Genomic DNA, 13,161 nt, shown 5'->3' with positions numbered 1-13,161 from the left:
AAAAATGAAAAAATGAAAAAATGAAAAAATGAAAAAATGAAAAAATGAAAAAATGAAAAGATGAAAAGATGAAAAAATGAAAAGATGAAAAAATGAAAAGTGAAAAGTGAAAAATGTGCCTGTCTGTCATGGCGGGAAAAATCACCCCCAATAAATCTATCCTATTCGCACACATCTCGACACAATATATAAAAACATAGTTAGTCATCATATTGATTATCTATGCGTTAACGCAATTTTTTTTGTTAAATTTTCTGATTGAACCACAATACGTATTATTTTTGTACGTTTTTCTATCAGTTGTATGAACAGCGTTTTATTTAATACAACTAGGGAAAATCCAAAAAAAAAACAGAATGCTATGAAACAACCATGCAGTGCATACGCACTGACATTGCTTTCGGCAATCACACATATAATAAAAATTATCCTCTCGGTAGGGTTTAAAGGTGAGTCTTTATACTTACTATATACAGCCTGCACTATTTAATCTTACAGGCTCCCATTGGATGAGCTATTGCGGCTTCGCAAAAACTCGTCAAAAAACATTAGTTACAGCAAGGTACTTCTGCACCGGGTGCTGATAAAAAGGAAAGAAGGTTGAGAATAGGAACACGGCTGTAGCAGCGAAGGCCGCTGCTGAAACTTGTTTTATTTAACCAAAAATCCTTAAAACATGGAAAAGACAAAAAGCGTTTCTACGCTTGAAAAATTCAAAGAATTCAACATTGACAAAGTAATCGGAGGACAGACTGATTACATTTTCAGATCCACAGTTTATGATGGAGGAGCGAAGGACGTTGTTCTATCCACCGGATACAGTAATGCAACAGAAGCAGACGCTGATGGATGCGACGCAACCCGTTGCCTTGATTCTAGTGCAATTTTAACAGGAGGATGGCTACGTTAACGATTTTAAATAACGGAGGAAGACATTGCCGTTTTCCTCCGTTTATATTTCTCGATCTCTCACTTTTAACTTCAGAAATGGAAAATAATATGTTTTACAAAGTTGGTTCGGGAATGTTCACCGTGATAGTCTTTTTGTATTTTTCATTCGACTCAATACATAGTATTGCTCAAAATAAAACCTATGTAGAATATTATTCCTTGGTTGACAAAGCCGAATACTTGCTTTATAAAGGGCATCCGCGTGAGGCCTTGAAATATTTTGAACAAGCAGAGCGCACAGGTTTCAATCCGCCCTCAGGTAGGTATTTCTATAATCAGGCAAGATGTTATGCTAAGGTTGGTAAACCCACCCTTGCAAAAGAATATTTGATCAAATCAGCCAATAAAATCCAAATTCGTCCTTCTTATGCCTTTCCCAAAGACAAGTATTTTAATCGCAAGATCTATCGGGAAGATACTGCTCTTTACAAAGAGCTACAATTGATTGACAGCGTAAAATGGCTTAAATATAACCCTCCGGGTCAAAAGACCTTAGCTGATACGATAGATGAAATTGGTGAAAGAGATCAGCTATTCCGGCTAGGGAAAAATGCAATAAAACGACCTCTAAAATCAAATAAAGAAGAGTATGAGAAATGGTTGCAGGATTCTAAAAAAAACGATAGCATTATACAGGAAGAAATCATCCGCTACTCAGAAAATCATGGCTATCCCGGGATATTAAAATCGGGTTCAGAATTAATAAAAATACCATTGCTGCATTTTTCTCAGGAAAATTACGTCCGAATCAGGCCATATATCATTCGCGGACTTGAAAATGGAGAACTCATCCCTGAAGAGGTAGCAGATATTATTGACCGCAAGGAATATTATGAAAATGGAAAAATAGGAATGCTTTACTACGGCAGTAATTATACTGATAATACCGAATACTGGAAAACTGCTATTCAAACAAGGCGGGAATACGGGGTTACAGTATATTTCATCTGGTACCGTAAAATACTTGAATGGCCAAAATTGTTACCATGGGTTGGGGAAATTGTGAAGTAAAACTAACATGAAAGAAGAACGTAATTTAATACTGCTATTCTGTAATCAATATGATAGTGTTATTCATGAAGTGCGCTCCTGGGTCCAGCACTTCGGAAAAGAATGTGTGTTTTTAAAAGCGAATAGAGATTTCGTTCAAATTGAAGAGATAAATCTTAACAACGATATTAATGAGATTCGGTTGTCGGTTAGAGATCGTTCGTTCACCATTAATGAAATAAACTCTATATGGTACAGAGGAGGGCTGATTGAAGTAAAAGACTATTACTATGAACCCAGTTCCATACTGAAAAGAGTCGATTTCAAAGACCATTTAAATTACTACCTAACTGCGCATTCTCAATCTAAACTAGCAATTCTACAGTATGCGTTTAAAAATATAAAAACTTTAGGTGAAAATGCTGTTGGAGGATTCAACAAGGTAACGGCAATGATAAATGCAAAAAAAGCAGGGTTAAGCATTCCTGATACTATTGTGACCGGACAAAGGAAAAGACTTCAAGCATTTTCGAAATTAAAATCAGTCATTATTAAAAACCTTGATGTAGTTTTTGATTATACCGATGAAATATCCAAAGACTGGTATATGGCTTACACTGCACCTCTTAACGATGAACAGATCTGCGAATTACCTGATTTCTTCGGTCTAACATTATGTGAGGAAAAGATAGAAAAGCTCTTTGAAATTCGGGTGTTCTATCTCGCAGGTAAATGCTATGCAATGGCCATATTATCACAGTCTAATACCAAGACAGAACTTGATTACAGAAAATATGACCGTGCAAAAATGAATAGGGTCATGGCCTACAATCTGCCAAAAGATGTAATTGAGAAAGTGGGCTGCTTCATGACATTATGCAATCTAAATACTGGTTCAATTGACTTCATCATGAACAAAAATCTTGAATACATTTTTCTTGAAGTAAATCCTGTCGGACAATTCGGCAACTTATCAGATGAATGCAACTACAATCTTTCTCGTGAAATTGCACAATACCTTGTAAATTAAATATTATGCTAGATTTTATTACAGATAAAGTAGATTGCTGCGGCATTAAGAAAAGTCATATTCCACTTGATGTGTATTTTGCTGAAAAAGTGGATTTGCCAAAACGAGAAAGACGACCGGAATTCATGCAGTCAGCTGTAATGATTCAAGAATACAATATAAAATACCATGACTTTCAACCTTTCTGGAAGCCAATTTCACTTCTACTCGACCCGGAAAAAATAATAACAAACAACAACTTGTAATGCTGGTATCAAACTGTGTAATCACAAAGGGGTTTACGAAATCCACAATATACGATTTGCAATACCGGAATTTTTTCTGGATTTCGCAACCTCTTGAAAAATGCATAGCCGACAAACTACCGGAAAACGAACTTATGTATGAGGATAGCGAAATCCTGCAATGTCTGTACGAAAACAAATTAATAGTTGCTTTCCCAAAAGAAATTGAATTGAATTTCCCAAAGTACTGTTATGACTATTACTCTCCGGTTAAAATTCAAAATGCAGTGATAGAAATTTCAAGTTCACGATTTGACAAACTTCGCACATTGGTTTTGCAGTTGAATGAGCTCGGTTGCAGAAATTTAGAAATACGCGTTTACCAAAAATGCGATGAGCAAAAGCTAATTGCTTTTCTTATTACAATTAATGATACTTCGATAGAAAGTATCGACCTGTATCTTCCATTTCACCCTGAAATTGCAACATTTGTTTCCAATATTCACCATAAATCAGTCCGCTATCGCATCTGTTGTGTGCATTCAGTTCCCGAAGGCACTACAATTGACAAAAATAATTATGGAATTTTCACAAATGAAATTCTTGAAAAAAGAATAAGTTGCGGTAATATCTCTCCATTCTATTTTAAGGTTAACCCAGATCTTTTCACCGAATCCCAGCACTACAACACCTGCCTGAACCGCAAAGTGTGTATTGATGTAAACGGTGAAATAAAGAACTGCCCGGCGATGAGCCGTAGTTTCGGTAACATAAAAGACACTACAATTGCCGAAGCCATCGCCAAACCCGGATTCAAAGATTTATGGAGCATACGCAAAGATAATATTGATGTTTGCAAAGACTGCGAGTTCCGATACATGTGTACTGATTGTCGTGCATTCATCAAAGATCCAAACAATATATATTCGCAACCGGCCAAATGCCCCTATAACCCATACTTAGCTAAATGGCAAGGTGATGAGGGATATATTACTGTTGAAGAATGGAGACACCAAAACCCTGACTGGGAAAAGAGTGTGGAACGTCACCCTTTGGTGAAAAAGCCACAGAAGGTGGAGTGATGAAAAGATGAAAAGATGAAAAGATGAAAAGATGAAAAAATGAAAAGATGAAAAGATGAAAAAATGAAAAGATGAAAAAATGAAAAGTGAAAAGTGAAAAATGTGCCTGTCTGTCATGGCGGGAAAAATCACCCCCAATAAATCTATCCTATTCGCACACATCTCGACACAATATATAAAAACATAGTTAGTCATCATATTGATTATCTATGCGTTAACGCAATTTTTTTTGTTAAATTTTCTGATTGAACCACAATACGTATTATTTTTGTACGTTTTTCTATCAGTTGTATGAACAGCGTTTTATTTAATACAACTAGGGAAAATCCAAAAAAAAAACAGAATGCTATGAAACAACCATGCAGTGCATACGCACTGACATTGCTTTCGGCAATCACACATATAATAAAAATTATCCTCTCGGTAGGGTTTAAAGGTGAGTCTTTATACTTACTATATACAGCCTGCACTATTTAATCTTACAGGCTCCCATTGGATGAGCTATTGCGGCTTCGCAAAAACTCGTCAAAAAACAATAATTACAGCAAGGTACTTCTGCGCCGGGTGCTGATAAAAAGGAAAGAAGGTAGAGAATAGAAACACGGCTGTGGCAGCGAAGGCCGCTGCTGAAACTTGTTTTATTTTATAAACCTTTTAATACTTTACTAAAATGAAAAAGTTAGTTTTTCGGACAATTGAACCTGCTAATAATGCAGTTGTTGAAAATCAGAAATTAATCAATGATGATTTAGCAAAAATCAAAGGAGGAAGTGCATTTTGTTTTCTGATTATAGATAGCTGTCATCTGACAGCACCAGCACCGCTACCATGCAATCCTTCGGTTCTTACGGATCGCTAATTTAATAATAATTTTAGTATCAATTATGAGTCGAGAAAAAATCGATTTATAATTGATACTTTTTCTTAAAAATAATTGCTATGATTTGGTCAAAATACAATTATTTGTTTAAATCAAAAAAGCATGGGTATCTATTATTTAATGCCCTATCAAATGTATTTCTTCAATTAGCAGATGAATCGTATCTTGAAATTCTTAAAATACGAGACTCGCCAGAGAAATTCAAATCCTATCAGAATGCTGATGAGTTGGAAGAGTATAAAATCATTGTTGAAAATGATTTTGATGATATTAATATTCTAAAAATGAAACGGATATCCTATCGACATCGCAAGGATTTTCTTTCACTAATAATTATACCTACTCTAAATTGCAATTTTAAATGCATTTATTGTTTCGAAAATGCGGAAAGAAAAACGATTACTGAAGAAACAGAAAAAGATATAGTTGCTTTTATTATGTCTTTTAAAAGTCTAAAACAATTATCAATTACTTGGTATGGCGGCGAATCTTTAATGGCATTTGACCGAATAGTTTCAATAACAAGAAAAATAGAAGATTGTGCAATTCAATTTGAATCTACACTAATTACGAATGGATATTTGCTTAATAAACGAAAAATATTGCAATTAGAAAATTTATCAATCAAAGCTATTCAAATCACATTAGATGGACTTGAAGAAGCACATGACCTTCGTCGTCCACTTCAAAGCCGAAAAGGAACATTTAATGTAATTGTTAAGAATCTCTCACTAATTTTTAGCAATTCTAAAAATATTCGGGTTCTAATTCGGGTCAACATTGACAAAAGCAATGTTGAGGAATACCATAAAGTATATGAATTTTTATCAAAGACATTCCTGACTGACAAATTAATTATCTATCCGGGTTTTATTGACAAATTCAACGATTCAAGCTGCAATTCAATATCATGTTTGGCAGATAATCGAGAGAAAGGCGCATTTTTAATTGATCAATATCATAAATATAAGATTTATGATAACAATCTATTTCCTTCACTAAAATACAATACGTGTGCGGCTCGTAACCTTAATTCATTTGTAATTGGACCTTCTGGTGAAATATACAAATGCCTTTGTGTTGTTGGTGATGAAAAAATGGAAATTGGTCATTTAGCTAGCGAAGACACAAATGGACAAAAAGTTCTTGCACGGTTCTTAATTGATGCAGATTATAATGAAGATATAGAATGTAATAATTGCTTTTACTTTCCGATTTGCGATGGTGGATGTTCATTTCAGAGGATCAATAAGAAATACTTTAACGACAAAATAAACACTTGCACTTTTATTAAAGATAACCTTGAAGAATTTTTGGAGATTCACTTTGAATCAAAAAATGGATTATAAAATCTTTCCATATAAATTCAGTTTTAACCTTTATGAGTGCCGTTACAATTGAGCATTTGAATCAAATATGTAAACTATTATGGAAATCCGCGAATTCTACCAAGATCGAATAGCAATGTTTCTCAAAAAGGAAGAAACCTATTTTAAGCAGGACAAAAAATATCCATATTTGCGGCTTGTAATTTTCATTGCTGGAGTAGTAATATTCTACTTGCTATTTTCTACAAGCGTTGTTCTTGCCGTAATATCATTAATGATTTTCATTTTTCTTTTCATTCTTGTCTATAAAAAGGAACTTCATATTTTGTCAAGTATACGAGAATGCCATTTGCTAAAAATAGCCAATGAAAATGAACTAAAAAGTCTTGAGGATGAAAGGGGCGTCTTCCCTGATGGCAAACAATATCTGGACCACACACATCCCTACTCCTCAGACCTCGACCTATTTGGCAATAAATCGTTATTCCAATTGTTGAATAGGACCAATTTCACAATCAGTAATAATATACTGGCAGATTGGTTGATTAGCGCTGCAAGCTCACAAGATATTCTATTAAGACAAGAAGCAGTAAAAGAACTGGCCTCGAATATAGATTTGAGACAAAAAATTTATATTCTGGGCTCAAATATATCAAACAAAGAAAATGATATCAGTGGTCTGGTAGATTGGCTAAAATCGCCCATCGACAAAGTGTTTAATGGAAAATTTGTTATATGGTGCAGTGTGCTTTCGGCAATCACAATAATCTCTTTGATTTTAAGTATAATTGGATTGCCGGTTTATATTGGTGCGCTTCTGGTCTTGCTCAATATTTTAATAAACAACCGCATAAATGAAAAAGTAAAAACCGCACATACAAAAGTGTCCAAAAATGCCGCTGTATTACTTTCATATTCTTCAATTCTGAGGAAACTTGAAAATACCGAATTCTCAGCAGCCAAATTGACTCAAATCAAAGATGACCTTAAAACAAATACGGTAAAAGCATCAAAGAGTATCGAAAAATTATCCGGAATAGTGGCAAACCTTGATGGTCGCTATCTCGGCGCAATCCATTTTATTTTCAATACCTTATTATTCTGGGATATCCATAATATGTTTCAATTGGAAAAATGGCGTAAAAACAATTCGAATATTGACAAGTGGTTTGACCGTGTAGGCGAATTTGAAGCATTATCAAGTTTGGCAAATCTTCAGTTCAATAATCCTTGCTGGTGTTGCCCTCAAATTTGTTTTGATAATTTTCATTTACAAACTAAAAATATGGGGCATCCATTGATTCCTGCGAAGACAATGGTAGCAAATGATTTTTCAATGAACGGCAATGGGAAGGTGATAATTTTAACCGGTTCAAATATGTCGGGGAAGAGCACATTTCTTAGAACAATCGGAGTGAATTATATTTTAGCAATGGCTGGTTCCTGTGTTTGTGCAACTGAATTCGTCTTTTCACCAATATCTCTACTCTCGGTAATGAGAGTAAATGACTCACTGAACGATAATACGTCATCTTTTCATGCTGAACTAAAGAAACTGTCTTCGGTTATCAAAGCCGTTGAGAAAAAGGAGAATGTCTTTTTGCTTCTAGATGAAATCTTAAAGGGAACAAATTCAATTGACAGGCAAATTGGATCCAATGCATTTGTGAGGCAGCTAATCGACAATAATGCTTTAGGTATTCTAGCAACTCATGATTTGACATTAACTGATTTAGCCGCGGAGTTTCCAGAGCAAGTAGAAAATTACAATTTCAATATTAATATCAAGGATGAAGAATTAGTTTTCGATTATAAATTGAATGCAGGTGTCTGCAAAAGCAGAAACGCCTCAATTTTAATGAAAAAAATGGGAATAAAAATATAAACAGAAGCACATCGATATATGAATGAAAAATTCATCAAAGGGTTCTCACTCTTTCTGATTATTGCAACCGCAGTTGCAAAAGCCTATTTTTTTGTGCAAACCTTAATGCTGTACACTGTTTTCCCAATGACCGGCTGGCAGATGAGCATTCAAACCATTAAAGGCAATCAGCCTTTCAATGATATGGTTTCTCAGGTGCTTACTGTACAACCCTTAGTCTTGGTATATTTCATTATCGGATTCGTATTTTCCATATTCTTCATGAAAAGAAAAAACCTGGCAAGAAAAGCAGTGATCGTAATGATATCAATCCTGGCTCTTGTCGCTACTACATGTTGGGGATATATTTCGCTATTGCTGATTACTGGAATAGATGATACTAATGACACGCAGACATTTGTCATGAAAATAATCGTATTGCTATGCTATACTGCGATTCTCTGCATACTGCTGTTGCTCACATTTTGGACCATCAGAAAACTTTCCAGCCGAGACGTGAAGGAACTATTTCAATAAATAAAATTATGAAAGAAAATATTATCGGAGATATTTCTGGCACTTATGCTCTCAAAATTATTACAACTTACAAAAAGTTGAAGGAGAATAAAAAAGAGTCTGTTATGTCAAAACAATTACTTAGAAGCGGCACATCTATTGGCGCAAATATTATGGAAAGTGAATTCGCACAAAGCAAAGCCGACTTCATCAGCAAACTCAGCATCAGTCTTAAAGAGGCAAACGAAACGCGTTACTGGCTTATGTTGTTGGTCAGAAGCGGCTACCTCAGCGACACAGAGCACAGACCTTTACTGAATGATTGCGAACTTATTATCGGCCTACTTGTTAGAAGTATCAAAACTGCAAAATCAAATATTACTAAATAAGTCTCAACTATTTTTTACGCCAAAGGCGGAAAGATCTACCTGCCGGCAGGCAGGCATCTTTTCACATTTTCATTTTTTCATCTTTTAATTTTTTTATGTCAACCTTTAAAACCTACACTCAACTCGACGCCATGGACTGCGGCCCCACCTGCCTCCGCATGATTGCGAAGCATTATGGCCGAAATTATTCACTGCAGAGCTTGCGCGAAAAATGCTTCATCACTCGCGAAGGTGTCTCATTGCTTGGCATCAGTGATGCTGCCGAAAAGATTGGGCTGCGCAGCATGGGTGTGAGAATCACTTTTGATAAGCTTCGCAAGGAAGCGCCCCTGCCCTGCATCGCGCACTGGCATCAGGATCATTTCGTGGTAGTGTATAAGATAAGTGGTAAGGAAGGTAAAGAAATCATCCATGTAGCAGATCCCGGGAATGGACTGATTAAGTATAAAAGAGAAGAATTTCTAAAAGGCTGGATAAGCACTGTAGATCAGAACGAAGATAAAGGAATTGCATTGTTGCTCGAACCGGCTCCCGACTTCTATAATAACGAAGGGGAGAAACCGAACAAAACAAAATTCAGTTTTTTGCTGAACTATGTCAAACCGCATAAAAAATTCTTTACTCAGTTATTGTTGGGGATGCTGTTAGGAAGTTTGCTGCAACTGATATTTCCCTTCCTCACCCAAAGCATCGTCGACAAAGGTATCAGCAATCAGGACATCGGATTTATCTGGCTCATAATGATTGCGCAGTTCGTATTGATATTGAGCCGCACCCTCGTGGACTTTATCCGTAACTGGATACTGCTGCACATCAGCACACGAATAAATATTTCACTCATCTCCGACTTCCTCATAAAGCTGATGAAACTGCCGCTTGGATTTTTTGATTCCAAAAAGATAGGCGATATCATGCAGCGCATCAGCGATCATACACGCATAGAACATTTTCTCACATCATCTTCGCTCAGTATTCTGTTCAGCATGTTCAATCTGATTCTGTTCAGTGTTGTGATTGCACTTTATGATTTGAAGATATTCGCGATATTCTGCATAGGCAGCATTGTTTATTTCCTGTGGGTGTACCTCTTCATGAAAAAGAGGCGTGAACTTGATTTCAAGCGTTTCGCCCAGCTCTCGGATAACCAGGGAGCACTCTACCAGATGATTACCGGAATGCAGGAAATAAAGCTCAACAACTGCGAAAAACAAAAACGCTGGCAGTGGGAACGCATACAGGCAAAGTTGTTCAATGTAAATATAAAGAGTCTTAGTCTGAGCCAGTATCAGCAGATTGGCGCGGTATTCTTTAACGAAACAAAGAACATCGCTATCACATTTCTGGCTGCCTATTCAGTGATAAAAGGAGAAATGACTCTGGGCATGATGATGGCGGTTCAGTATATTATTGGTCAGTTGAACAGCCCTGTGGAGCAGATGATCAGTTTCATGCAGGCGGCACAGGATGCCAAAATAAGTATGGAGCGTCTTGGCGAGATACACCTGAAGGATGACGAGGAAAAGCCCGAAGATGAAAAGATAAGTATCATGCCCGAGAACCGCACTATCCATATCAACAACCTGAATTTTCAGTATGAAGGTCCGCACTCCGAAATGGTTCTGAAAGATATTAATGTGGAAGTTCCTCACGGCAAAGTGACTGCTATTGTGGGGACCAGCGGCAGCGGCAAGACAACACTCGTAAAACTTATGCTGGGTTTCTATCCTCCGGTAAAGGGTGATATCATGGTGGGCGGTATCAATCTAAAAAATTTCAGTGTACACACCTGGCGCGAGAAGTGTGGTGCCGTGATGCAGGACGGTTACATTTTCTCCGAAAGTATTGCCAACAATATTACCATGGGCGATGAACGTCCCGACAAGCACAGGCTGCTGCATGCCGTCAAAGTAGCGAACATACAGGAATACATAGAATCTCAACCCTTAGGTTACAACACAAAGATTGGACTCGAAGGCAGCGGACTCAGCCAGGGACAGCGGCAGCGCATCCTCATTGCCCGTGCCGTTTACAAAGACCCGGAATTCATCTTCTTCGACGAAGCCACAAACGCTCTTGATGCCAACAATGAGCGCATCATTCTCGACAACCTGAATGAATTTTTCAAAGGGAAAACAGCGGTAATAGTAGCACACCGTCTCAGCACCGTGAAGAATGCAGATAAGATAATTGTGATAGAAAAGGGCGAGATAGTCGAGACCGGCACACACGAACAACTCACCGCTCTTGGCGGCCATTATTATCAACTAGTAAAAAATCAGCTTGAACTCGGAACTTAGATGAATGAAAAGATGAAAAAATGAAAAGATGAAAAAATGAAAAAATGAAAATGTGAAAAAATGAAAAAAATAATACATTTCCGGACATTTGCTTTATGAACTTTCAAACTTTTGACTTTATAGACTTTACAGACTTTTGACTTTTAAAAAAATGAATCCCGAAAACAGCAAAGAACTGATTAATATCCGCAGTGAGGAGGTTGATGAAATCCTCACCCGTAAGCCGCGTTGGGTAGTACGCTGGGGCATCATGACGATACTAATTGTTATTGTCTTGATCTTGGTTTGCAGCTATTTCATTCGCTATCCTGATATCATCAGCACGCATATTGTGATCACCACCGAAAACATCCCCGTCAATTTAGTTCCTAAATCCGGCGGCAAAATCAGTCAGTTGTATGTAAAGGACCGTCAGGAGGTGAAAGCAGGGGAAATTATTGCCATCATAGAGAATCCCGCAAACTACAACGACGTGTTCCGTCTCGACAGTTTGCTTAAAGCCCTGTCATTCCTTAAAAAATCAAACACCGGTCTTGCAGCTTCAACCGATATCGACAGCATAGAAACCAACAGCACGTATATACTTGGCGAGCTGCAGCAGCCATACGCCAATTTCGTCAAATCGCTGAACGATTATAAACTCTATATCATCACCGACTTCAACCATAAAAAGATTAATGCACTCCGGGCGCAGTCGGGCAAATACCGTGAGCTTCAGTCCAGGCTCATGAGTCAGTCGAATATCATCTTGCAGCAGCTGGAACTTGCAAAAAGCCAGTATGCGCGCGATTCCCTGCTGTTTGCAGGAAAAGCCATCCCGGCAGCGGAACTGGAGAAATCAAAAGGAGGATTGCTGCAAAACCGATATTCATGGATGAGTGCCAGGGGCAGTGTCGACAATGCCCGCATCAGCGTGCTGCAGATAGAGCAAAACATTCTTGAACTCGAACAGCAGTATCAGGAACAAAAGACAAAGATGGTAAACGATATCTCCGACAATTATGAAATACTGCTGAATCAAGTCAGCACCTGGTACCAGACTTATATATTGAAATCACCCATTGACGGCAAAATCACATTTACAAAATACTGGTCCGCCAATCAGGACATCAAGCCGGGTGAGGTGGCATTTACAATTGTTCCGGCAGGCAGTGCGAAAATCATTGGCAAAACAGAACTTCCGGCAGCCGGTGCCGGGAAGGTCCGGGAAGGACAAAAGGTAAACGTAAAGATAGACAACTACCCCTATATGGAATACGGCATGGTTTCAGGCCTCGTGGGCACACTTTCGCTTGTCCCCAACCAGAAACTATATACTGTTGAAATAATCTTCCCTGATGGCCTCAAAACAAACTACAAGCGCGAACTCCCCTTCGGTCAGCAAATGGAAGGCAGCGCGGACATCATTACCGACAATCTCCGCCTGATTGAGCGTTTCTTCAACCCTGTGAAAGCGCTGTGGAAGAATATTGCAGAGTGAATGCACTATGAACGATAAACATATATTAATACGGAATATCAGAAGACAGACTATAACGAAAACATAAATGTATAGTGCCTGATATGAAAATACTATAACAAAAAATGCCCTGTCAGGATCGGTGAAGAAC

12 protein-coding genes are annotated in these 13,161 nt (G+C 37.5%); all 12 read left to right on the top strand.

Annotated features, from left to right (window positions below; genetic code table 11):
• Positions 1-676 precede the first annotated feature (676 nt).
• The 12 genes from WCM76_11370 (at position 677) to WCM76_11315 (ending at position 13,031) form a co-directional block, all read left to right on the top strand.
• Positions 677-910 (top strand): hypothetical protein, encoded by a 234-nt coding sequence (locus WCM76_11370; protein MEI6766235.1) that lies wholly within the window; start codon positions 677-679, stop codon positions 908-910.
• The gene (locus WCM76_11365; protein MEI6766234.1) at positions 898-1,962 is read left to right on the top strand and encodes a tetratricopeptide repeat protein; all 1,065 of its coding nucleotides are present in this window, start codon (positions 898-900) and stop codon (positions 1,960-1,962) included. Before WCM76_11370 ends, WCM76_11365 begins: the two co-directional genes overlap by 13 nt.
• Before the next feature lie 7 nt (positions 1,963-1,969).
• On the top strand, positions 1,970-2,971 hold the full coding sequence (gene gwsG / locus WCM76_11360) for a grasp-with-spasm system ATP-grasp peptide maturase (GenBank protein ID MEI6766233.1): 1,002 nt from the start codon (positions 1,970-1,972) through the stop codon (positions 2,969-2,971).
• A gap of 5 nt (positions 2,972-2,976) precedes the next feature.
• The gene (locus WCM76_11355; GenBank protein MEI6766232.1) at positions 2,977-3,216 is read left to right on the top strand and encodes a hypothetical protein; all 240 of its coding nucleotides are present in this window, start codon (positions 2,977-2,979) and stop codon (positions 3,214-3,216) included.
• The gene (gene gwsS, locus WCM76_11350; GenBank protein MEI6766231.1) at positions 3,216-4,277 is read left to right on the top strand and encodes a grasp-with-spasm system SPASM domain peptide maturase; all 1,062 of its coding nucleotides are present in this window, start codon (positions 3,216-3,218) and stop codon (positions 4,275-4,277) included. The genes WCM76_11355 and gwsS overlap by 1 nt, the downstream gene beginning before the upstream one ends.
• 670 nt (positions 4,278-4,947) lie before the next feature.
• Positions 4,948-5,136, top strand: coding sequence for a hypothetical protein (locus WCM76_11345; GenBank protein MEI6766230.1), 189 nt, complete (start codon positions 4,948-4,950; stop codon positions 5,134-5,136).
• A gap of 80 nt (positions 5,137-5,216) precedes the next feature.
• The gene (locus WCM76_11340) at positions 5,217-6,506 is read left to right on the top strand and encodes a radical SAM protein (GenBank protein MEI6766229.1); all 1,290 of its coding nucleotides are present in this window, start codon (positions 5,217-5,219) and stop codon (positions 6,504-6,506) included.
• 79 nt (positions 6,507-6,585) lie between these two features.
• On the top strand, positions 6,586-8,370 hold the full coding sequence (locus WCM76_11335) for a hypothetical protein (GenBank protein ID MEI6766228.1): 1,785 nt from the start codon (positions 6,586-6,588) through the stop codon (positions 8,368-8,370).
• Between the two features lie 18 nt (positions 8,371-8,388).
• Positions 8,389-8,886, top strand: coding sequence for a hypothetical protein (locus tag WCM76_11330; protein ID MEI6766227.1), 498 nt, complete (start codon positions 8,389-8,391; stop codon positions 8,884-8,886).
• Between the two features lie 8 nt (positions 8,887-8,894).
• Positions 8,895-9,254 carry a four helix bundle protein gene (locus WCM76_11325; GenBank protein MEI6766226.1) on the top strand — a complete coding sequence of 120 codons (360 nt, stop codon included), beginning with the start codon at positions 8,895-8,897 and terminating at the stop codon, positions 9,252-9,254.
• A gap of 95 nt (positions 9,255-9,349) precedes the next feature.
• Positions 9,350-11,551, top strand: a complete 2,202-nt coding sequence (locus WCM76_11320) for a peptidase domain-containing ABC transporter (GenBank protein ID MEI6766225.1) — start codon at positions 9,350-9,352, stop codon at positions 11,549-11,551.
• 151 nt (positions 11,552-11,702) lie between these two features.
• On the top strand, positions 11,703-13,031 hold the full coding sequence (locus WCM76_11315; protein MEI6766224.1) for an HlyD family efflux transporter periplasmic adaptor subunit: 1,329 nt from the start codon (positions 11,703-11,705) through the stop codon (positions 13,029-13,031).
• The last annotated feature ends 130 nt before the right edge of the window (positions 13,032-13,161 follow it).

Source organism: Bacteroidota bacterium, from assembly GCA_037133915.1.
Taxonomy (GTDB): domain Bacteria; phylum Bacteroidota; class Bacteroidia; order Bacteroidales; family CAIWKO01; genus JBAXND01.
The sequence above is the reverse complement of the archived record's forward strand: the minus strand, read 5'-3'. Positions and strand labels throughout refer to the sequence as shown.

What these genes read in the sequence shown, in the direction of transcription:
- WCM76_11370 (MEI6766235.1), top strand. Translation starts at nt 677, where the DNA reads ATGGAAAAGACAAAAAGCGTTTCTACGCTTGAAAAATTCAAAGAATTC.
- WCM76_11365 (MEI6766234.1), top strand. Translation starts at nt 898, where the DNA reads ATGGCTACGTTAACGATTTTAAATAACGGAGGAAGACATTGCCGTTTT.
- gwsG (MEI6766233.1), top strand. Translation starts at nt 1,970, where the DNA reads ATGAAAGAAGAACGTAATTTAATACTGCTATTCTGTAATCAATATGAT.
- WCM76_11355 (MEI6766232.1), top strand. Translation starts at nt 2,977, where the DNA reads ATGCTAGATTTTATTACAGATAAAGTAGATTGCTGCGGCATTAAGAAA.
- gwsS (MEI6766231.1), top strand. Translation starts at nt 3,216, where the DNA reads ATGCTGGTATCAAACTGTGTAATCACAAAGGGGTTTACGAAATCCACA.
- WCM76_11345 (MEI6766230.1), top strand. Translation starts at nt 4,948, where the DNA reads ATGAAAAAGTTAGTTTTTCGGACAATTGAACCTGCTAATAATGCAGTT.
- WCM76_11340 (MEI6766229.1), top strand. Translation starts at nt 5,217, where the DNA reads ATGATTTGGTCAAAATACAATTATTTGTTTAAATCAAAAAAGCATGGG.
- WCM76_11335 (MEI6766228.1), top strand. Translation starts at nt 6,586, where the DNA reads ATGGAAATCCGCGAATTCTACCAAGATCGAATAGCAATGTTTCTCAAA.
- WCM76_11330 (MEI6766227.1), top strand. Translation starts at nt 8,389, where the DNA reads ATGAATGAAAAATTCATCAAAGGGTTCTCACTCTTTCTGATTATTGCA.
- WCM76_11325 (MEI6766226.1), top strand. Translation starts at nt 8,895, where the DNA reads ATGAAAGAAAATATTATCGGAGATATTTCTGGCACTTATGCTCTCAAA.
- WCM76_11320 (MEI6766225.1), top strand. Translation starts at nt 9,350, where the DNA reads ATGTCAACCTTTAAAACCTACACTCAACTCGACGCCATGGACTGCGGC.
- WCM76_11315 (MEI6766224.1), top strand. Translation starts at nt 11,703, where the DNA reads ATGAATCCCGAAAACAGCAAAGAACTGATTAATATCCGCAGTGAGGAG.